22 protein-coding genes, 1 pseudogene and 1 other annotated feature are annotated in these 21,753 nt (G+C 40.9%); of the genes and pseudogenes, 2 read left to right on the top strand and 21 right to left on the bottom strand.

The window, feature by feature from the left end; translation table 11 throughout:
- Position 1: 1 nt before the first annotated feature.
- The 16 genes from DYD17_RS04990 to rplJ form a co-directional block, all read right to left on the bottom strand.
- Positions 2 to 2,806, bottom strand: a complete 2,805-nt coding sequence (locus tag DYD17_RS04990; protein ID WP_115276392.1) for a phage tail tip lysozyme — start codon at positions 2,804 to 2,806, stop codon at positions 2 to 4.
- Entirely contained in the window at positions 2,803 to 5,154 is a 2,352-nt protein-coding gene (locus DYD17_RS04985; RefSeq protein ID WP_115252825.1) for a VirB4-like conjugal transfer ATPase, CD1110 family, read from the bottom strand. The genes DYD17_RS04990 and DYD17_RS04985 overlap by 4 nt, the downstream gene beginning before the upstream one ends.
- A complete protein-coding gene (locus DYD17_RS04980) occupies positions 5,111 to 5,464 on the bottom strand; it encodes a PrgI family protein (RefSeq protein WP_001097593.1) in 354 nt (117 codons plus the stop codon). The genes DYD17_RS04985 and DYD17_RS04980 overlap by 44 nt, the downstream gene beginning before the upstream one ends.
- A 190-nt stretch (positions 5,465 to 5,654) precedes the next feature.
- Positions 5,655 to 6,509, bottom strand: coding sequence for a type IV secretion system protein (locus DYD17_RS04975; RefSeq protein ID WP_001066429.1), 855 nt, complete (start codon positions 6,507 to 6,509; stop codon positions 5,655 to 5,657).
- A gap of 16 nt (positions 6,510 to 6,525) precedes the next feature.
- A complete protein-coding gene (locus DYD17_RS04970; protein WP_001072129.1) occupies positions 6,526 to 6,768 on the bottom strand; it encodes a hypothetical protein in 243 nt (80 codons plus the stop codon).
- A 17-nt stretch (positions 6,769 to 6,785) separates the two neighbouring features.
- Positions 6,786 to 8,606, bottom strand: coding sequence for a VirD4-like conjugal transfer protein, CD1115 family (locus tag DYD17_RS04965; protein ID WP_115252824.1), 1,821 nt, complete (start codon positions 8,604 to 8,606; stop codon positions 6,786 to 6,788).
- Positions 8,606 to 9,094: a hypothetical protein gene (locus tag DYD17_RS04960; protein ID WP_000093688.1), complete on the bottom strand. Its 489-nt coding sequence runs from the start codon at positions 9,092 to 9,094 to the stop codon at positions 8,606 to 8,608. The genes DYD17_RS04965 and DYD17_RS04960 overlap by 1 nt, the downstream gene beginning before the upstream one ends.
- Positions 9,095 to 9,170: 76 nt before the next feature.
- Complete coding sequence (locus tag DYD17_RS04955; RefSeq protein WP_115252823.1) at positions 9,171 to 9,752, bottom strand: CPBP family intramembrane glutamic endopeptidase; 582 nt, start codon at positions 9,750 to 9,752, stop codon at positions 9,171 to 9,173.
- A gap of 2 nt (positions 9,753 to 9,754) precedes the next feature.
- On the bottom strand, positions 9,755 to 9,988 hold the full coding sequence (locus DYD17_RS04950; protein ID WP_000999830.1) for a hypothetical protein: 234 nt from the start codon (positions 9,986 to 9,988) through the stop codon (positions 9,755 to 9,757).
- A gap of 9 nt (positions 9,989 to 9,997) precedes the next feature.
- Positions 9,998 to 10,381, bottom strand: a complete 384-nt coding sequence (locus DYD17_RS04945; protein WP_000890150.1) for a thioredoxin domain-containing protein — start codon at positions 10,379 to 10,381, stop codon at positions 9,998 to 10,000.
- Positions 10,382 to 10,390: 9 nt separating this feature from the next.
- Positions 10,391 to 10,819, bottom strand: coding sequence for a hypothetical protein (locus DYD17_RS04940; protein WP_000770700.1), 429 nt, complete (start codon positions 10,817 to 10,819; stop codon positions 10,391 to 10,393).
- Positions 10,803 to 12,158 carry a DNA (cytosine-5-)-methyltransferase gene (gene dcm, locus DYD17_RS04935; protein ID WP_115252822.1) on the bottom strand — a complete coding sequence of 452 codons (1,356 nt, stop codon included), beginning with the start codon at positions 12,156 to 12,158 and terminating at the stop codon, positions 10,803 to 10,805. The genes DYD17_RS04940 and dcm overlap by 17 nt, the downstream gene beginning before the upstream one ends.
- A gap of 156 nt (positions 12,159 to 12,314) precedes the next feature.
- Positions 12,315 to 13,139, bottom strand: coding sequence for a replication initiator protein A (locus tag DYD17_RS04930; protein WP_115276391.1), 825 nt, complete (start codon positions 13,137 to 13,139; stop codon positions 12,315 to 12,317).
- Positions 13,136 to 13,309, bottom strand: a complete 174-nt coding sequence (locus DYD17_RS04925) for a hypothetical protein (protein WP_001171244.1) — start codon at positions 13,307 to 13,309, stop codon at positions 13,136 to 13,138. The genes DYD17_RS04930 and DYD17_RS04925 overlap by 4 nt, the downstream gene beginning before the upstream one ends.
- A gap of 260 nt (positions 13,310 to 13,569) precedes the next feature.
- Positions 13,570 to 13,935, bottom strand: a complete 366-nt coding sequence (gene rplL / locus DYD17_RS04920) for a 50S ribosomal protein L7/L12 (protein ID WP_003043797.1) — start codon at positions 13,933 to 13,935, stop codon at positions 13,570 to 13,572.
- Positions 13,936 to 13,999: 64 nt separating this feature from the next.
- The gene (gene rplJ / locus DYD17_RS04915; RefSeq protein ID WP_003050354.1) at positions 14,000 to 14,500 is read right to left on the bottom strand and encodes a 50S ribosomal protein L10; all 501 of its coding nucleotides are present in this window, start codon (positions 14,498 to 14,500) and stop codon (positions 14,000 to 14,002) included.
- A 28-nt stretch (positions 14,501 to 14,528) separates the two neighbouring features.
- Positions 14,529 to 14,663, bottom strand: a sequence feature (ribosomal protein L10 leader region).
- Positions 14,664 to 14,842: 179 nt separating this feature from the next.
- On the opposite strand from rplJ, the pseudogene DYD17_RS04910 reads away from it, so the two are divergent.
- Positions 14,843 to 15,866, top strand: a pseudogene (locus DYD17_RS04910) (IS30 family transposase).
- Between the two features lie 160 nt (positions 15,867 to 16,026).
- Complete coding sequence (locus DYD17_RS04905; RefSeq protein ID WP_003050352.1) at positions 16,027 to 18,135, top strand: AAA family ATPase; 2,109 nt, start codon at positions 16,027 to 16,029, stop codon at positions 18,133 to 18,135.
- 56 nt (positions 18,136 to 18,191) lie between these two features.
- Here the strand turns inward: DYD17_RS04905 and DYD17_RS04900 are convergent, their stop codons facing one another.
- From DYD17_RS04900 to DYD17_RS04880, 5 genes are all read right to left on the bottom strand, one after another.
- On the bottom strand, positions 18,192 to 18,935 hold the full coding sequence (locus DYD17_RS04900; protein WP_003050349.1) for a hypothetical protein: 744 nt from the start codon (positions 18,933 to 18,935) through the stop codon (positions 18,192 to 18,194).
- 143 nt (positions 18,936 to 19,078) lie between these two features.
- A complete protein-coding gene (gene yihA, locus DYD17_RS04895) occupies positions 19,079 to 19,678 on the bottom strand; it encodes a ribosome biogenesis GTP-binding protein YihA/YsxC (protein WP_115252820.1) in 600 nt (199 codons plus the stop codon).
- 9 nt (positions 19,679 to 19,687) lie between these two features.
- Positions 19,688 to 20,917, bottom strand: coding sequence for an ATP-dependent Clp protease ATP-binding subunit ClpX (gene clpX / locus DYD17_RS04890; RefSeq protein WP_115252819.1), 1,230 nt, complete (start codon positions 20,915 to 20,917; stop codon positions 19,688 to 19,690).
- 115 nt (positions 20,918 to 21,032) lie between these two features.
- Positions 21,033 to 21,203 (bottom strand): hypothetical protein, encoded by a 171-nt coding sequence (locus tag DYD17_RS04885; RefSeq protein ID WP_003050338.1) that lies wholly within the window; start codon positions 21,201 to 21,203, stop codon positions 21,033 to 21,035.
- A 19-nt stretch (positions 21,204 to 21,222) separates the two neighbouring features.
- Entirely contained in the window at positions 21,223 to 21,720 is a 498-nt protein-coding gene (locus DYD17_RS04880) for a dihydrofolate reductase (RefSeq protein ID WP_115252818.1), read from the bottom strand.
- Between the last annotated feature and the right edge of the window lie 33 nt (positions 21,721 to 21,753).

Raw genomic sequence — 21,753 nt, 5'->3', positions numbered from 1 at the left:
TTTATTTCGTCGTATAGGCAAAACTAATCGTACTATCGACTCCTGATAACTTACGGAAGGTATAGTTAGGATTGCCATTATAGTTGGTTTCTGAGATAAGGAAAGACCCATCTGGGTAAACTTTCTCGACAAAGGCGACATGACCGTATTCTGTTGGCGACCCATGACCTCCTCCCGCAAAGGAGATAATAGCTCCTGCTTTTGGTAGCTTACCTGTTTCTCCACCAAGACGTGCTGCTGTTGCTACCCAGTCTTGACCATTTCCCATGGTACTGATGATTGGAATTTTCTCACCGTTTCGGCCTTTGAGTTTCAACCCCAATTGGTTGATACGAGCAGCTACTCCCCAAGTGCATTGCCCATAGGCATAGCCCATACCGTCACCTCCACCTGGAATAGAATTGTCATAAAGATCGCCCCGAACCGCTTCCAGCGCTTTTGGATCACTCTGGGCAGTTCCACCATTTGGTTGGCTAAAGCCTTTCTCAATTTGGTAATACCACTCATTAGCTCTGGTTTGTCGCTCTAGGAGTTTATCACCACTATTTCCCTCCCAATAAATGAGAAAGACTTGGGCAAGGCTAGCTGGGCTTCCTGAATTTTTGAAAAAGTCTTTTAACCAGTTGGTATAGTAAGGATTATCCCCATTTAGCATAAAATCCAGTTGTAAGCCTAAGTCATACCACTTCTGGTTTTTTCGTTTGGCATACTCTAATAATAAGGTATGCCTGCGTGACCCATCTGCCGTATCTGTCCACTGCCCTAAGCCTAAGCCACGTCTTAGAATATTGGGGTACCTGCCATTATAGATAGCTGGACCATTTAGAGACAACCACCCCTCATCGTCCCAAGAACTATCCGTTGCACCAACAGGAGGCGATAAATAGTCACCTTCAGCTCGTTTGGGATTGATTGAGGATTCTACTGACCAGTTTCCTAAAATAGCCGCAATCGCTTGATTAGTCGCCCCTTGACTCTTCAAATACTCATAGATAGCTTTGGCTCTCGCAAACTCATCGCCTCCAAATTGACCAATGGTAGGTAGAATCGTCGTTTGGAGTTGAATGACTTTAGGAAAGTAAAAGGCTGGATTGACGTAAACCAGTTTCTCTGAATCATCGTCAACCTTTTGATAAATCACTTTTAGACCAGTACCATCCTTGGTTTTACCAATCACTTCCCCTGCTTGGACCTTTTGGCCATCGTTCACTCGACCACTATTACTATTAAATAGGGTCAGCTGAGCTTTATTCAGTCCCTTACCTGACGTGATGATAATGTTCTCACCATCTAGGGAGACCTTACCATCCATGGGAGCCACAATCACTTGATTTTCTTTAGCTTCTAGAATGATATGGTGATGGAGGGTTGGCTTGTCATCAATCACCTCATAGCCATAGCGGACCGCCATGGTTAGCGCATCGTCTTCAGTCTGTCCCTGAAATGGATTATCCAATTCTTGGAGGGCAAGGTAGGTGCCTTCCTCACTTAATTCCTTTAAGTCTTCTCTATCGTCATCAGAGAGCTTATAGGTAGCCTCCTTACTTAACTCAAGCATGGATTTTAAAGAATCCCCACCGTTTAAGTCCTGCCAAAGTTGACTCAAATAGGATTGATAAGTTTTATCCCCTTCTTCCATGACCTCATCTAAAGCATAATCTTGATACTTGAGATTCATAAAGCCCATGACGTCATCAATCTTGGTGTAGTAGGTAATGCCAGTGGGGTTGGTTCGGGTGTTTTCCGCATCTTCCCACGTCATGTGCGTATAGGCTTTTGTCAGTTCACTCTCATCCTGTTGAATGAGAGTGGTTCCTGAAATTCCTATAACAAAACTCATCATCAAAAGCAAGAAAAACAAAAAGCCTGACACGACCCAAGTCATAGGATTAAGGGCAATCGATGAAAAGAAGGTCAGGCTATTCTTAATCGCTTGAATAACCCCTGTTATTCCTGACACACTGTGCCTTCTAGCTTGTTTGAGAAAGGTGTGGTAACGTCTTCTTGGTTTTAAAGGGTTCTGACGAGTAAAGCCTTTCCCCTTTTTAAAATTCTGATACCGCTCCCTACTATGAGTGACTTTCGTCTTAGTAAACCGAAGACCTGTCTGCCCACTTTTGACAAGGAGTTTTCCTGACTGATAAGTAAATCTCCCATAGCCTCTTCCTTTAATCACAGACTCTTTTAGAGTTCTGATTCTCTCCAAGTCATCATCTTGAGCGACTACATCCAGTGAGTCTGAAGCGACATAGCGTAACCCTCGTTTGACCTTGATCAAGGGGTTCTTAAACTGATGTGCTTTTTTTAGTTGTATCACGTCACGCTTAGCTGATTTCACCTCTTTTTCTGCCTGAAGGCGTTCAAGAGGTTTTTCTTTTTGAAACTGAAACCGTGACGTTTTTGATTCTGTTGGCTTTTTCTGATAGGTAAACTTAGGGGTAGCAGCCTCCTCTTTTTCGGCCATCTTGACCTCTGCCAAGTGTTTTCTCGCGACTGCTAGGCGCTGTCTGGCTTGAGGAAGCCGATACTTCTCAATTTCCTTACTTTTTAGCCATCTGGGAGATACATAGGAAATGGCTTCCTTAAAGGTATCTGTCGCTAGGTCTTTTTCCTCCTGATAGGTTTGTTTTAAGGCCTGACGTTGTTCCCTTGTTTCAGCTTTCTCAGCTCGGCGCATGATAAAGCGTCGTTTAGGAAGTGAGCGTTTTAACCCCTTCTTCTCCCTGCGGTAATGGGTACGGCTAGCCTTTAAACTACTCTGAAAGGTTTTACGGGCCACCTTGACCTTCTGTTGCTCTCTTGTCATTGTTCAGCCCTCATCTTTTCTGGATCGGTACTCATGATGTCAAAGAGTTGGGTTTGAAGTGGGATTTTATTTCTAAAGGGAACAACCGTTGAGCCTGCCTTAATCAATCCAGCTCCCTTTTCTGGGTTAACCAAGTATTTCTCAAGCTCCTTAGATAGGCCCAAAAGATGGACCAACTCTTCTCGGTCACTTTTAGCTTGTTTTAGAAGTATCATGAACTCGCTATTGGCGATAATGCGTCTGCCGTTGGCATCAAGAAGTAAGGTTTCTACGTTTTGAGTAATGCCTGTGGGAATGGCCCCATACTTACGGACACGGCTCCATAATTTGAAGAAGAAATCAGAAGCGTACTTATCCAACAACAACAGCTGCATTTCATCAAAGTAAATCCAGGTCTTCTTGCCAAGTTTTTGATTTTTAACCACACGATTCCAAATCTGGTCAAAGATGACCATGAGGGCAATCTGCTTTAATTCATCTCCTAATTTTTTGACATTGTAAATGAGGAAATGGCTGTCAGTTTTGATGTTGGTGCGGTGTGAGAAAATATCGAGTGACCCTTCCACATAAAGCTCCATATCAAGAGCCAAATCCTTGGCTTCTTGTTCAGGTTGTTTAGAGAGAACAAAGACCCATTCCACGAGAGATGGTGTCTCAAAATGCTTATAGGTTAACCGTGTCACACGGTCAATCAGCGATTTCTCTCGACCATCCATTTTTCGGTCCAAGAGCTTCCCAATCCAAGAGAGAAGAAATTCAGATTTGACCTTAATAGGGTCTTCATCCATATTGTCATCGGATAAGTCTAAAACGTTTAAGAAAGTGGTAGAGTCAGGCGCAATGTCAATACTTTCCCCACCAAAGGCTTGACCAATGATACTGTACTCATTTTCGGGATCAACGATGATGATTTCGGTATCAGTCTCTGCTTCTTTTAACTTGGTTGAGATGATTTCATGCTTAGTCGCCATTCCCTTACCTGCACCTGAAGTTCCTAGAATCAAGCCTGATGGGGTATTTAGTTTCCCACGGTCAATGGTGATGATATTACTTGAAATCTGGTTTATCCCATAAAATTTCCCTCCCTTATCTTGTAGGTCAACAGAGGTCCATGGGGAATTCACGGCAATGTTTGAGGTCAAAAGAGACCGTGACACACCCTCAAGGTAGTTCTTCCCAAAAGGCAACAGACTATTAAAAGCAGCTTCCTGCATATAGGTCAGATTATCAATCACAAGATCATTAGAACCTGCCACTTGTTTGATAATATCAAGGGAGTGCTTCAATTGGTCTTCGTTATCCGCAAAGACTCCAATCAGAAAAAGGGTGTCAAAGAGCTTGTCTCCTGTTTGGGTCATGGTTTTAATCAACTCATCGGCTTCATCAATATTACTTTCTAAGACTTGACTAACCTTTTCAAGATAAACGCCAGATCGTGCCATCTTTTGTTGCTCCCCAATTTTTTGCGATTCCATCAAAGTCTTCTTGGTGCGGAGCTTGGTCATGGCTTCTGACTTGGCTGCCCCTTTAGCATGAAGACTAATCATCACTTCCAAATCTGACTGCATCAGTTCTCTTAGGAACTTATCTCCCAATTCCATCCCATAGTCACGAACATAGACAATCTGAAGCAGTCTATCATCCATTTCAATATGATTTTTGTGCTTAAAGGACAGACTGGTTGGGGCAATAAAGTGCTTAGTTGTTTGTCCTGAACGCACCAGGTCTTGATAAGAAAAGGGCAAATGATTTTCCCCTCGCAACATATCAGCTAAGTGATTCACACGGCTTTCTCCACTGAGGAGAGTAAAGTTCGCATCTATTTCCGAAAAACCACTCTTGAAGTATTCTCCAATCTGAGACAGGGAGCGATAAGCGAGTTTCGGATTTTGGTCTGATTTCCCAAAAGAGATGAATTTAACAGCTGAAAAGTTATTTTCTCCAGCTTCAAGGTTATTTTCCATGATACGGTTGAGTTCTTCCCGATAGGTATCATCCCCATCCTCATGTAAGGGGTACAAGACACCCTTTCTAAACTTATCCAAGTTGACCCTTTGGTTAAAAATAGTAAGTTGGAAATTGGTCTTGTCATCCAAACTGTTAATCAAATCCGAATAGGTTTCCATAATCGCTCTCTTATCTTCAAGTCCCACCGTCTGGTAATTGACATCCCCTGAAAGATAGGACTGGGAAAAATAACCTGGGGTAACCTGCATGAGACCATTAGGAAAAAGGCCTTGGTAAAGAAGTGTATTAACAGTTGTTGGTAGCACTTCTTCTTTTGGTTTACGTGTCTTATTGTGCTTAGAAGAGGTCTTTGGTTTCATTGAGCGATTTGTTTTTTTCACGTTGTATTCCTTTCTGTCCAGTTAGTGTACGGTCTGGTATGGTCATTTCATAATGCCATCTATAATTAAGATACGTTTCAAAAGGTAAGTCATTAGGGCGATAGACCCCAAAAAGCATAAGAGGAATGGTAAAGGTAAAGATAAGACCATAGACAAACCAATCCCCAAATTGCCAATAAAAGAGGTTTAACCCTAAAATCAAGATGGTAATGGCAATGGCTGGCAAGACAAAGATAACTTGTCGTGTGGTAAAACCTAGCCAAGCCCTGTGTTGGACTTTTGTGATGTCCTTAAAAACACGTGTATTCATAAGTACTATCTCCTTCTTTGATAAAAGGACTAAGATGGAAATCTCAGTCCAGTTTGAATGGTTTAATGAATTTGACGCAGTAGACGTCTGAACTCTCTACGCTAGTTCCTAGCTATGACAGTTCTAGTCGTCCTTGCGGAGGTAGGACGACGTAATCGACTGCAAAGCAGTACCGATTCCTGTCCTACTCTCACATGCCTAGGATACTTCTCGCAGTCCGTTGACTGCCCACCAAGGCAATAATCAATAAAATAGCCTGGACTAAACCACCAAAGGCGGTCGCTAGCGTCTCCATCACTCCCGCCCCATTTGAGAGAGCCAATTTCCCTGCTGATTCAAAGAGGGGAACAAGGGAGATGATTAAGAAAATCAAGACACCTTGGAGAGCATAGACCATGATGTTTTTCAGGTAGCCAATCCCAACGCTTCGCCAGTCATCACTGAGGAAGGTCGGAATCGTTAGAGGCGCAAATGGAATCATGAGATAAAGTTGGATAAAGCGAATGGTAATGAGGAGATTCACCACCATCACACTAACCAATCGCACTAACCATATCAGAATGGCAAAAAAGCCAACAATGAGTTTTCCAATAATTCCTGACCCTTTAAGTCCTGAAATGGTCTCATAAGTCGTTCCCCCATGAGAAACGACACCAGCTACGCCTTCAATGATATGAGAAGCAACGGCTAAGATGGCTTCTACAATAACGGTGGTATTTGTAATGACCACAGCCACCATGATATAAGAGACAATCATAGGAGCAATAGCTTCAAAGGTCATGGCACCACCTGAGTTGGCGATTTTCTTAGCCATCTTCGAGAACTCAAGGACTAAAACGACTGCTAAAATAGCCACTCCCAATGGTTGCATCACTCCTTTTGTGATCGCTGACATATAAGACCAAACGGTTGGGTTATAATCCGCAAGGGATTTGACCAAGTTGGCCGTCGATTCCAAGTCCACGTTAAAGCCTTCAAATAGGCTATCGCTTGAAATTTTCTCCGAGGCTAGAAAGACAAAAGATGAAGGTAATGTGTTGTTCATGTCATACTTAGCCCTCCTAAATGGTAATTTGGGTGATGAAGGCACCTGCGGCACCTACCATAACACCACCCACAATTTCTAAGATGGCATTGCGGACACCAGGTCCACCATCCTTGATATTGGTTGATAGGTTAATAATGCCCATGACGACAAGAAAGGCGCCTGTCGCAACCATTCCTTTTTGTAAGAGCGCCATGGCTTGGGCAAACATGGAACTAGCGTCCACGCCATAAACAAATCCTGTAAATTTTTGGTTCATACGATTCCTCTTTTCTATTAGTGTAGTGTGCTTTCTGTGCTTAAATCCCTAACCTTGTGGTCTGAGGGTTCAAACGGAACTTCCTCTGTTTCTAGTGGGTCAATGTGGTAATGCCACCAACGTTCATCTGACTCCTTGTCCGCTAAGTATTGCCAGTTCTTGTGTCTCAAGGGAAAGAACTTTTTCTCCTTAAAAACAGGAATCCCTGCAATTCTCACCAAGCACTCATCACGTTTCATGTTTCCAATTTCATCAGGAGTCATGAGATCCCTTGCAATTTTCTGATGAGACGTTGACCCAGACCCTGTTTGGCCATACGACCGACTGGTACTTCTCACATCAATGGTTTGTTTGCCTAAGAGGCCACTCATGAACTTGAAGGTCTCTTCATCATTTCCTCCAAGATAAAGCAAACTGTCACAGTTTCCTAGAATGGTTTTCCAAGCCTCCTTCTCCTTATAAAATCCTTGAAGTTGGGCAATGTTTTGAAGAATGGGTACGAGACTCATATTTCGTGAGCGAACTGTTGAGGTTTGTTCGGCAAAGTCTGGAATTTCGCCGACATTGGCAAATTCATCTAAATAACTTCTGACATGGATAGGCAGTTGTCCCTTAAAGTCCACATCAGCTTGTCTCGTTAAGGTTGAAAAGACGGTGGAGAAAAAAAGGGCTGAGAGAAACCGAAAGGTGGTGTCATTATCTGGAATAACGAGATAGACCATGGTTTTCTGCGTCCCCCATGTTTTTAAGTCCAAGGTGTCACGTTTGGTTAAATCAATGACAGATTGGATATTAAAGAGGGAAAACTTAGCTGTTGTGACAGCAATCACCGAATCTAAGGTCTTATCCTTGTAGTTTTGGAAGTCTGCCCAGTTACGCATGGTGAAGTTTTCTGTCCCATATGTCTTGGCATAGGTCTCAAACATCACTTCTAAGACACTCTTATCTTGATTTTCTCCTTTGGATAAGAGCTTGATGAGTTTTCCGATTTCTGAAAAGGATGGGTATCGGCCACGCTTACGGCGACTGTCTGCTTCTTCCTTTGTACTACCTGGGGGATTGTAAAAATCCACCAAGTAAGAGGAAATCGCACGGACTAAGGTCATGGAAGCTTCATCCCAAAAGGGATCACTGCGACTACCATTGCCTTTGGTATTATTGAAATAGACTGTAAGCATACGGTTCAAATCATTCTCCGTTTCCACATAGCGAAAGGGATTAAAACCATCTGAGTTAATCATGTTTACAAGGTCTAAGACCTTGACCTGATAGCCATGCTCTAAAAAGAGCTTCCCTGTCTTTTCAGCTAAGTGATCCTTAGGGTCAACGACAATATTGGAACAGTTTAGCTGAATCAGATTGGGTTTGACAAACCGAAAGGTCTTCCCTGCCCCTGACCCACCAATGACCACAAGGTTCTTGTTTCGGTCAAACTGTGGGGCTTTCTTTTCTAACAGGGTTAGCCTAACATTACGTGACAAAATCGTGTCATTAAAGGGATTCTTACTGAGAAAGGCTTTACGCTCACGATTGTTTCCAAAGCGAGCAGAGCCATATTCAGCCCCTTCTCGGTAAACCTTTTGACCAGTTGAGACGTAAAGATAGACTAGGCCCATCGTCACAATCCCAAAGCAAAAGCCTAAAAACGATCTTCCAGTGAAGTTGCCATTCCACAAGGGATTTAAGACCTGATTCTGTCCCTCTCCTAAGAGATAGGCAAGGCGTTCCAAGGGCGGTTGATTAGGTAGACTATCGTAAAGCAAGACTAGCCGATGGCAGAAATAGCCAAGAGCAAGCCCTAAAATACCAAAGATACAAACTTTTTTCCCTGAGACCATTAGAGAATGACCTCCTTTGATTTCACAGCAGAGGGTTCTGACATCACAATCTGTTCCTTGGCTTGTGCGATTTCCTCATCAAGAGTTTTATCCATAGTTAGCCCTTTCAGTTTTTCTGGATTGGAAACCAGCTTCTGAAGCAACTCATCTAAGTGCTTGTCTAAGAGCGACTTATCCTTAGCATAGAAATGAAGGTAATCTCCTTGCCAACTAATGGCAATAGGAAGGTTTTCTGATTCCACCAATTCCTTAAATTTTTCGACATCAACGGGTTTATCCAAGATGTCTTTTGAGATATTCAGCGACTCAATAGCATAAGGACTTTGAAGGAGTTCTTCTAACTTTTGAACACCAACTTTATAAGCCGAGTCTTGTGCTAGGGCGTGTCTGGCTGACCACTCTAAGAGTTTGAGAAGGACCTTCACCGTAAACATAGCACTCCGTTCCGCATATTGAATCGCTTGACGTTCCTGTTGTTCGGATGACATCATTCCCTCCTTTATATGATTCCCCATCAAAACAATAGGGTGCTTTCATGATACGAAAGCACCCTTGATTTTGGTATCACAATAAAGATAGGAAAAAGACAATTCCGTTCCAAGACAGGTGAATAAGTGCGGACGTCAAGCAGTCTGTTTGCCCTCTCACCATACCAAGTGTGAGACCTAAACTCCCATAAAGCACCCAAGTGAATAAACTAGAGGGGTGATGAGCTAAGGCAAAGAGAAAACTCGCTAACAACACTTGAACCACTGGTTGAGGTAAGACTCCCCACAACACCTCTCTATAAAAGACTTCTTCCACAACACTGGCATTAAGAAGAAAGAAAATAAAGGAGAAAACAGGAATCTGATTTTGAACAGTCACTAACGTTTCTTGGTTTGGTTCGCTTCCTGAAAATAGAGCACTCATGATAAGAGCCAGACTTACCATGACACCAAGACTGCCAAGTAACCAAATTCCTCTCTCCTTCAAAGATATGTCTCTTTTCGGTATCTTAAACCTTTTCCAGCTCCACAATAGCAGGGCTAGAAACGTCACTTGTAAAACTGTTAACCATGCCCCATTTAGCCAACCAACTAGGTACACACTCACTAGGAAGACATTGACATGAATGGCTCCGTACATCACTACTAGTCGTTTCATCGCTATCTCCTAAACAAATCTTCATAGTCAATCTCTAAAACACTCACTATTTTCTCCACCCATTTGCCTTGTGGCATGAGGCGATGAGATTTGTAGTGACGAAAGGTTTGGTAGAGGCGCTTAAACTCACTAGGGTAGACGTATTGTCCCTTAAACATCTGTTGAGCAAGGTCAGCCCATGACAGTCCTTTTTCCATAACGATAATTTCCAAATTTTCCCAAAAACGATCGTTCATAACTCCTCCTTATGTCACCAGATCCTTAAAAAGATGTTCACGAAAGGAAACCACTTTTTGACTTCTCGGAAGAAAGGTCCTTGCTTCTTCTAAACTCATATCGGGATACACGTTATCCTCACAAACCACAATTGGGAGACGAAGATTCTGGTCAGGTTTCCGTAGAACCACCGTCACTAACTCACTCAATTTCATCTTTCTATGACCTTTAAATCGTTGTAGCGAGGGGGATAAGAGCGTAAAACAATCACTGCTTTTGGTAAACAACCTCAGTAATTCCTCACGTGATAGATGACTCACTTCTTTACAGGAGTAGGAAATACCATGCGAGTCACAAAAAGACAGGAGTTTTTGATTCCGACTGTTATTTCGGCTTAAATAGATTTCTAACATCGCTTCCTCCTACACAGATAGCTCCTTCTCTAATGCTTGAGTTGGTGGAGTAAACACCTTACTCATATCAATAGGTGACATGCCTTCACCGTAGCACTTCACTATTATTAATGTGGTGATGACATCATTCTTATCATTCCAAGAATAGCCTTGCCCATATGCCCTAAAGGCGAGATTGTTCTCATCCGTTAGATAAGCATCAACACCATTTTTGATGTCTTGGGTTTCAATAAACTCAAAAATACGATGTAAGTTGGACTCATAAGCTAACGGATAATTCATTTCTTTGTGGTAGTCATCTTCAAAAGTAACATCAATGTCACAATCATAATTGGGTAAAGAAGCAATCATTTCCGAAAATCTCTCCACTTCTGCTTGATGTATAGCTTCTTCTAGCTCTGTGCAGTTCCTAATACTTTTACTATGTAATAATTTCATGTTTTTCTTCCTCTTCAATCTTTCTAAATTCTCTAGCAATGGCCTCGATAACGGTGACGGTTACGCTATTGCCTGCTTGTTTATACAACTGGCTTTTACTGGATACCCTCTCCGCTCTGTCGTAAGCCCAATCAGGAAACCCCTGAAGTCTAAAACATTCTCTAGGTGTTAGGCGTCTGATTCTCAACCGATACAGTTTTCCATCTAGGATTATTCCAGTCACTTCATACCACTTGTCCTTACGGTATTCCAAAGCAGCAACAACCACTCCCATATTGTCAGAAGTGGTTAAGGTATTGGCGATACCTTTTCCTACTCGTCCTCTGCGCTTGGAAGACTCTGGGTAAGCAAGGTTGACAGAATCTCCGACTATTGCCTTGGTATAGCCTAGTTTGGTCGCTTCCCTAATTTTCAATTGTGGCACTTCTTCACGACAGAGAATCTTAGGAACTTTATCCCCTCCTTGCATGGTTGTCAACGTTGGAGAAAGCCCTGAAAGGTCATAGACTCGTCCAGTTTGGATAAAAGAAGTTGGCAGAGTTCCTGCGACAACTACCCCATGTCGATCTTGACCAGTTAGGGTGAACATTGGGTCTTGATTGCCCTTAAATCGTCTCCCATGTTGGCGTTTTTCTAGCCTATCAGGGGTTAAAACTGGAATGGCAATTTTAGTTCCTTCACCTTTTCCTCTGGTTAAGGTTGGTACTAGTCCACATGATAAATAGACTTCCCCATTCATGCCATTTCCTGATGGATTAACATTACCTAATCGTTCAAGACTAGCTGAGCTGTTTTCTCCTCTGAGAGGAAATAGGAATCGGGGACGGAATCTTCTAGAATGTCCGATAATAAAAATTCTTTCCCGGTTTTGCGGCACTTGGAAATCTTTACTGTTAAGCACCTGCCATTCAACATCATACCCCAACTCATCCAATGTGGTGAGGATTGTTCGAAATGTCTTTCCCTTGTCGTGACTGAGTAAGCCCTTGACATTTTCGAGGAATAAAAAACGTGGTTGGATCTGTTTGGCCGCTCGAGCAATCTCGAAGAACAAAGTTCCCCTAGTATCCTCAAATCCCAATCGTCTGCCTGCGAGTGAAAATGCCTGGCAAGGGAATCCCCCACAGATGATGTCCACTTGCCCTCTAAGTTGTCTAAAGTCTTGGTCTGTGACTTGTCTAATGTCATGAAATTCTATTTCTCCTTCGGTCTCATAGATGGCCTTGTAAGATTTCCTCGCAAACTTATCAATCTCACAAAAGCCAATACACTCATGGCCTTGACGAGTTAACCCCAGTCGAAAGCCTCCAATTCCTGCAAACAAATCTAAAAACTTCATGTCTCACATTCCTTTCTGACAAAACTAAAAGGACCTTACTTCTTCCGTAACGTCCTTTCTTAATAATGATCTTTCATTTCTGGGGCAGTGATAAGTTCAAAAATGAACCAAATCATTCCTAATCCCCAAATACCTAATAATATCCACCAAAACATCTTACTCACCCCCTTTTAGTTCTTTTAAGCGTTGGACCTTGGTCCATTCGGATAAGACGCCATTAAAGACGTATTCCGCTATCGTTTCTGTTCTGTCCGCAAACCTCATATTCTCTAAAGCGTACTGATACCGATGATCAAAATAAATCATGGCATAATCACTAGCATCCTGTGATAGACCAACTTGTCTCAACTGATCATGTACCAAGCCCCAAATGTAATCTCTGTCGTATCTTGTGACTCGGTCTACTTTACGTTGAAAATTGTCATTGTCATTTTTCTTACTTGTTAGACTTTCTTTCTCCTCCTCGTCCTCAATGACTGACTCACTCTCTTTAGTTTCACTCATATCAGTCTCACTAACTTCAGTCTCACTAGTGGCTGAATCTAAGACCGGCCCCGGCTGATTTTGATACCCCCCTAGTATTTTTTGAACACCACCCCCGTCTGAATTTGAGACTGGGGTAGGTTCATGTTCCAACTCACCTAAGTAAATTTTATTCGCCAAACGTCCTTTTTCACTGGAAGATTGTTGGACTTCATCTATCAAACCATACTCTCGTAAGGTTTTCTTAATCGTCAATAATTTTGACTTGGAACAGCCAAGTAGTGCCATGAGTTTGGAGTTGGAATAGACCAAATAAATAGCTCCATCTTCATCTATCCACCCTCTACTTAATGACAATTCCAAACGGTCTTTTAGAACAGCATAAGCAATCTTAACTTCTAGTTTCATATCCTTGTAGCGTTCGCTCTCAAATAAGAGTTTAGGGAGCTTATAATAACGCTCTGACGTTTGATAGTGATTTGCGGTGATACGTTTCATGATTGTCCCTCCAACACTAACAGACCAACATTCCCCATGTCATCAAACTGGATTAAGCCAGAATCTTCCATCTCACCAACTATCCATGTCGCTTTCTCAATATCGATTCGCATGATAGCCATGAGATGACACATCACAATTTGTCGTGATGACTGTTCATTCTTTTGCATGATTTTCCTCCTGAAAATAAAAAAAGCGAGAACACTTATTAAAATGTTCTCGCTCACGTAAAAATATATTCCTAGTAATAAGAATGTTTAAGAAATAGCAACTTTGCACAGTTTATTTATATAAAAACAAAAATCCTGCCAAAGTTTTTTTGGCAGGATTTTTGGCAGGAAACCAAATCAATTTATCAGTTTCTCTAAATCGCTATAAGCTCTAAAAGACTGGTAAATCGGGCTTCCGCTCTCAAATTGCTATGTGCTTCTTATTTAAGAGTGATAGTTGCTCCAGCTTCTTCAAGTTTAGCTTTGATTTCTTCAGCTTCTGCAGCAGCAACGCCTTCTTTAACGTTAGCAGGTGCTCCATCAACAAGACCTTTAGCTTCTTTAAGACCAAGACCTGTGATTTCACGAACAGCTTTGATAACGCCAACTTTTTTGTCGCCAGCAGATGTCAATTCAACGTCGAATGAATCTTTAGCAGCTTCTTCAGCACCACCAGCAGCAGCTACAGCTACAGGAGCAGCTGCAGTTACACCAAATTCTTCTTCGATAGCTTTTACAAGATCGTTAAGCTCAAGGATTGAAGCTTCTTTAATTTCAGCAATAATGTTTTCAATGTTCAATGCCATTGTTATTTCCTCCAAATAATTAATTTAAAATGTTAAGTGTAGCCTTAAGCTACTTTGAGACGACTTAAGCAGCGCCTTCTTTGTTTTCTGCAACAGCTTTGACAGCGTATGCAACGTTGCGGACTGGAGCTTGAAGTACAGAAAGAAGCATAGAAAGCATTCCTTCGCGGTTTGGCAATGTTGCAAGTGCTTGGATTTCTTCTTTTGAAGAAACAGCGCCTTCGATTGCACCACCTTTGATTTCAAGTGCGTCAGCAGTTTTTGCAAAGTCATTGATAACTTTAGCTGGTGCAATAACATCTTCGTTAGAAAATGCTACTGCAGATGGTCCTACGAATACGTCTTTCAACTCATCAAGACCTGCTTTTTCAGCTGCACGAGTCAAAATTGAGTTTTTGATAACTTTAAACTCAACGCCACTTTCACGAAGTGAACGACGAAGAACAGTATCTTGATCAACTGTAAGACCACGTGAATCAACAACAACGATACTTGCTGCTGCTTTCATTTTCTCAGCAATAAGTTCGACTTGTTCAGCTTTTTTAGCAATAATTGCTTCACTCATTAGTTTTACCTCCGTTTTTATTTTTGGGCTAGGTACAAAAAAATCGCACCTAAACCTAGACACGAAAGTACAAATACGTTATTTTTCTAATTACGTTTTGTGCCTCGGCAGGAATATTATGAGCACGCTCCCCTGCTGTCTTAGGTCAGTTTTTATCAAACCTTAATCAGTATACCGTTTTAATGTTTAGTTGTCAATAGAAAAATCTAAAAAAATTAACCTTTTCATTTAGCTGCTTGGGCTGAAAGTTCTAAAATGAAGTTAACCAGTTGAGAGTATGAAAAAACATCTCAGAGAGATATAATTGTAGTTTATCACAACAACAATTAGAAAGACTCCGAGATGCAAAACTATTATACACCCAAAGGGAAACAATTGACACTAGCTGATCGCAGAAACATTGAACGTTAGTTCCACGAAGACTATTCAAATCGTGACATTGCTGGAAGATTAGCTAAAGCTCCTCAAACCACTATCAATGAAGTTAAACGTGGACAAGTGAGACAACAAGTTTGTAAAGGGAAATTTGAAGTACTCTACTCAGCTGATTTCGCTCAAAAAGCTTATCAAAACAATCGCAAACGTTCTGTTAAACAGGTCTCCCTAACCAAGGGACTCAAAGAAAAGATAACTCACTACATCAAACACAGATACTCTCCTGAAATGATGGTCAAAACAAAAGGGATTAAGGTTCCTATTGCAACCATCTATTACTGGATTCTTCATGGGCACTTAAGATTTACCGAATCTGACACGCTCTATTCTCGCAAAGTGAAAGCTAATAAAAAACAAGCCAGTCTTGACTTTAAGCCTGCTGGAAAATCTATCGAGGTGCGATCAGAGAGCATTAATAAGCGTGAGCATTTTGGAGACTTTGAGATTGATACCGTTATTCAGTCACGAGCTAAAAATGAGTGTCTACTGACCCTAACCGACACAAAGAGTCGCTATCAACTCATTCGCCTCATTCCTGACAAGTCGGATTCTTCTGTGAACCAAGCGCTAAAAGCTATTCTTAAAGAGTATCAGATTAACTCTATCAAAGCAGACAACGGGGATGAATTCAGTCCATTAGCTGAAGTTTTTAATCCCGAGCACATTTACTATGCTTATCCTTATGCATCGTGGAAACGTGGGACTAATAAAAATCATAACAGGCTGATACCCCGTTGGTGGTCTAAGGGAAGTAAAAATGCGACCCAGCAACAAGTCGCATGCATTGAAAATTGGATAAATAACTATCCAAAGAAAATACTAGGTTACAAATCACCCAGAGAATTTTGGCAAAGTAGCTAACTTGGACTTGAAATTTGCTGTTTTAAAAAACAAACCCAAATTTTTAATTTTTTTATTTGACCTTAACTGACTAAATAGATAAAATAATATCATAAGGTGGTTAGCAAAACGTAAACTCCAATTCTTAGCTGTGACCTCTCTAATCTACTAAAGTGTGTACGGATCTAAGAATGGTAACCTTCCTACTCTATCTTACGATAGTACATTATTTTTATTTCGAGGTAACTAATATGACAAATTATTATGACAAAGATCCTTTTGGAAACATGGATGATATCTTTAATCAACTAATGGGCAATATGGGTGGCTATCGTAGTGAAAATCGACGCTATTTAGTGAATGGACGCGAAATGACACCTGAAGAATTCCAGGCATATCGTCAAACTGGTCGTCTAAGCGATAAAGGTGATAAAGGTACTGAACAGTCTACATCCCAAGGTCATCAGACCAAAAAGGATGGGATTTTAGCTAAACTGGGCACCAACTTAACTGAAGAAGCAAGACAAGGAAAACTTGATCCTGTTATTGGTCGCAATCACGAAATTCAAGACACTGCGGAAATTTTAGCTCGCCGAACAAAGAATAATCCCGTTCTAGTCGGAGATGCTGGTGTTGGTAAAACAGCTGTGGTTGAAGGACTAGCTCAAGCTATTGTGAATGGTGACGTCCCTGCTGCTATCAAAAATAAAGAAATTATTTCCATTGATATCTCTGGCCTTGAAGCAGGCACTCAGTACCGTGGCTCCTTTGAAGAAAATATCCAAAACATGATTCAAGAGGTCAAAGAAGCTGGGAATATTATTCTCTTCTTTGACGAAATCCATCAAATCCTTGGTGCAGGTTCCACTGGTGGTGACTCTGGGTCTAAAGGATTAGCTGATATGCTAAAACCTGCTCTTTCCCGTGGTGAATTGACACTGATTGGTGCAACAACTCAAGATGAATACCGCAATACCATTTTAAAAAATGCTGCGCTTGCTCGTCGTTTTAATGAGGTTAAGGTCAATGCACCGTCTGCTGAAGACACCTTCCATATTTTAATGGGAATTCGAAATCTTTACGAACAACACCATAATGTTATCCTTCCGGATGCTGTTCTTAAAGCTGCGATTGACTATTCTATTCAGTACATTCCTCAACGTAGTTTACCAGATAAAGCGATTGACTTAGTAGATATGACTGCTGCGCATTTAGCTGCTCAGCATCCTGTGACTGACCTCAAGTCTCTAGAAGCTGAAATGACAACTCAAAAGAACATCCAAGAAGAGGCTGTGGCCAAAGAAGATTTTGAGAGAGCTTTAACCGCTAAAACACGAATTGAAGAATTGCAAAAACAAATGGATAGCCATAGCGAAGACCAAAAGGTTACTGCTACTGTCAATGACATTGCAAAATCCGTAGAGCGTCTGACTGGTGTCCCAGTGTCCAATATGGGAGCTAGTGATTTGGAAAGACTCAAAGAAATTAGTAACCGCTTAAAAGGACACGTGATTGGCCAAGATGGAGCTGTTGAAGCTGTGGCTCGTGCTATTCGCCGTAATCGAGCTGGTTTTGACGACGGCAATCGTCCTATCGGTTCCTTCCTCTTTGTTGGACCAACAGGTGTCGGTAAAACAGAATTAGCCAAACAGCTAGCACTGGACCTCTTTGGTTCCAAAGATGCTATTATTCGACTTGACATGTCTGAATATAGTGATCGTACAGCTGTGTCCAAGCTAATCGGCACAACTGCTGGTTATATTGGCTATGATGATAATAACAATACGCTAACAGAACGCGTTCGTCGCAATCCATATGCGATTGTTCTATTGGATGAGATTGAAAAAGCCGATCCGCAAGTCATTACCCTTCTTCTCCAAGTACTGGATGATGGCCGATTAACAGATGGTCAGGGGAATACCATCAACTTTAAAAACACTGTTATCATTGCTACTTCTAATGCGGGATTTGGGCATCAAGAAGATGAAAACACAGATCAACCTGCTATTATGGACCGTATTGCGCCTTACTTTAGACCAGAATTTCTCAATCGTTTCAATGGGGTTATCGAATTCAATCATTTGCAAAAAGAAGACTTAGAAGAAATTGTTGATTTAATGTTAGCAGAAGTTAATCAAACCATAGCTAAAAAAGGAATTAGCTTAACTATTTCTGATGATGCCAAAGCTCACTTGATTGAACTAGGTTATGACCACGCAATGGGAGTTCGACCATTACGCCGTGTCATCGAGCAAGAAATCCGAGACCGCATTACAGACTTCTACCTCGATCACCCAGAGGTCAAAAACCTACAAGCTAGTCTGGAACAAGGACAGTTAGTCATTCACGACAAAAATTGATCATTAGCCAGTACTTTTGGAAAATGACCTAACGTAAAAAAGCGCATCTTGCAACCTTAAGAAGTGCCAGATGCGCTTTTTTCTGTTATCTTTTTAAAAATAATTTTTTCATCACCTAATAATTCTAGTTTTCTACCAAATTTGATGTAATCAAAGTAACCATTAGGTGTTGTGATTCCTTTTGAAAGGTAAATATGTCCTGTGATTAATTTACTAATATCAATAGTATGCAAAATGCGATTAACATTGCCTTTAAGAATAACAGCAGACAAGCTTCCTGTTTTCCGATCATAATGACCACCAATATTGGAAGCTAGCTTTTCAAAAGCCTGATCTAAAATCATTTCCAACTCATGGTGAGCTGGCATGCTACTGTCAATGATGTGTTGTTCTTCCTGACTCAAATCACCAATCACAAGGTGATTATCTTTCAATATCTTTAATAACTCATTTTCGTGATAAGATGCTAAACGTTCAGCAAAGGCAGCTTTTTCGACTTGGACTCTAAAGCTTAGGTGAGCATTATTATTTTTAACCTGTAAAATCATTTCGGATGACGTTAACAAACTGTCATCAATAAGGGGACTTTGATGTAATCCTGTGAGCCGTTTCGCAAAATCATCTCCTAATTTTTGATCAATACTTGCCGTCTTCCAAATACCTTCGATAGAACTATTACGGTACCTAATCACAAAAAGCATCGTCAATAAAGCTAGGAAAATGATAAACACACAAAGAGCACTACATCGATCCCATAGCAAACATTTTCTTGCGGGGTGCCCTATGGCTACTCGTGTCATTACTTATCTCCTCAATATAAAATACTAGCATGACATGATTAAAGCGTCAAGTCAAAATAAAAAACTTCTAACCTACCCTTTTTTTAGAACACAAAAAGAACATTCCCTATTGGAAATATTCTATCTGTTAGGATTTCTCTCTTTTACAGGTATTCTAAAATAGTATCCCATGCTTCGTCGATACCCACGCGGTCCACTGATGAAAAAATGATAAAATGATCTGTCTTGTCAAACCCCAGAGTTTTCTTAACCATTGATTCATGCTTATTCCACTTACCACGAGGAATCTTGTCTGCTTTGGTTGCCACAATAATGACAGGAATGTCATAATACTTTAAAAACTCATACATTTGAACATCTTCTTTAGAAGATTCATGACGTAAATCCACCAAACTCACGACAGCTCTTAGATTATCCCTGCTAGTCAAATATTCTTCAATCATTTTGCCCCATTTAGCACGTTCAGATTTTGATACTTTGGCATAACCATATCCTGGTACATCCACAAAGCGAAGCTTGTCATCAATGTTGAAAAAATTTAAAAGCTGAGTTTTTCCTGGCTTACTTGACGTACGCGCTAAGTTTTTTCGCCCAAGCATGCTGTTAATAAAACTAGATTTCCCAACATTGGAACGTCCTGCCAAAGCAATTTCTGGCAGGTCATCTTGAGGGTAGTGAGATTTGTTTGCAGCGCTCAACAAAATTGAGGCATTATGGGTATTTAAGACTTGTTCTTCAGCCATTATTTCTCCTTACGCTGTCTCTAAAACGGGTTTTGACTTGCCTTCGACAGCAGCCTTGGTGATACGCACTTTTATGACATCTTCTTGGCTTGGAATTTCAAACATAATGTCTAACATTGTTTCTTCGATAATAGAACGAAGACCACGCGCGCCTGTCTTACGCTCAATGGCTTTATTTGCAATGGCTTCTAAGGCTTCCTTATCAAATGCCAATTCGACGCCATCGTAAGAAAGAAGAGCTTGATATTGCTTGACTAGGGCATTTCTTGGTTCTGTCAAAATCTGAATCAAATCTGATGTGTTTAGTTGTTCAAGAGCAGCTACGACTGGCAAGCGTCCAATAAACTCTGGTATAAGACCAAATTTTTGGATATCTTCTGAAATAATCTCTTGCATATAAGAAGCATTGTCGTCGATTTTTCGGCTGTTTTGACCAAAACCAATGACTTTTTCTCCTAAACGTTGTTTGACAATATCTTCAATGCCGTCAAAGGCTCCCCCAACAATAAACAAGATATTCTTGGTATCAATTTGAATCATTTCCTGATTTGGATGCTTACGACCGCCTTGAGGAGGAACACTAGCAACCGTTCCTTCAATAATTTTTAGTAAGGCCTGCTGAACTCCCTCACCAGAAACATCACGTGTGATGGACACATTTTCGCCTTTTTTAGCAATCTTATCAATTTCATCGACATAGATGATACCACGCTCTGCTCGTTCCACATTATAATCAGCTGCTTGGATAAGCTTGAGAAGAATATTTTCCACATCTTCTCCAACATACCCTGCTTCAGTCAGTGAGGTTGCATCAGCAATCGCAAAGGGAACATTTAAGCTCTTAGCTAAGGTTTGAGCCAGAAAAGTCTTTCCTGAACCTGTTGGACCAATCATTAAAATGTTTGATTTTTGCAATTCCACATCTTCATCATCACGACTTTCCGTGAATGATACGCGTTTGTAATGATTGTAAACAGCTACTGATAAAGCACGTTTGGCACGATTTTGGCCAACAACATACTGGTTTAAAACCTCAAGGAGCTCTTTGGGTTTTGGAACTTCTGTTAGATCAGCTAATACTTCTTCTGCCAACTCTTCTTTAATAATTTCTTGTGACAAAGCCACACATTCATTACAGATAAAAACATTATTCCCTGCAATAATTTTTTTGACTTCGTTTTGGCTCTTGCCACAAAATGAGCAATATACTTTAATATCGTTTGTACGATTTCCTGCCATTTCCTATAACTCTCTCTTACTTTCTCTTATCATTTCATACGTTTCATGAGTCACTCGTGTACTCAATATTCTCTAAATGCTTCAAGTATCTTTTGATTACCCGCTTTAGAATGCTTTAAAACAAGGTGCCATAAAAGGCATGGATACTATTGACCAAATTGGTAAAAGCATTTAACAAGAATAGTGTCCCTAGGCCGTAACGATTTTTCCGAAAGGCTGGAATAGCACATAAGATACAAATCGCACACAAAAAGGCCGTAAATATGCCAAAAATACTACGTTGCATTCCTTATCATCTCCTTATACTATTGGTGTTTTAAGACCGTCACTGTAAAATCGTAAGGATTGTTTGCATCCTTTGGATAGAAGGTTTGGATTTCTTCCTTAAAACGACTTAAGTCAAGTTTTGGTCGGTAGGTATCCCCTTCAAATTGGTGACAAACCACTGTTTTAATCACACGATTAAAATAACCGTCAAAGGCTTCTAAAACCTTGCTTCCACCAATAACGTAAAGTGTTTTTTCCTGTGCATGATACCAATCCAGAACTTCCTCAACACTAGTCATGGTCAATACCCCATCTACTTGATAGTTTACATCTCTTGTCATCACAAGGGTTTGACGATTAGGAAGCAGCCTACGATTCATGCCATCAAAGGTTACTCTCCCCATTAAAATAGCTTGATTCAAAGTTGTTTCTTTAAAATGTTGCAGCTCTCTTGGCAGGTACCATGGTAGCTTGCCATCAACCCCGATAAGACCTGCTTCATCTTCTGCCCAGATAGCAATCATTTCCTTTGTCATTAGTCTATTCCTTCACCTTGAACTTTCCTTATT

This window comes from Streptococcus dysgalactiae subsp. dysgalactiae, from assembly GCF_900459225.1.
Classification (GTDB): domain Bacteria; phylum Bacillota; class Bacilli; order Lactobacillales; family Streptococcaceae; genus Streptococcus; species Streptococcus dysgalactiae.
Note: the sequence above shows the minus strand (reverse complement) of the source record. Positions and strands in the feature narration are given on the sequence as shown.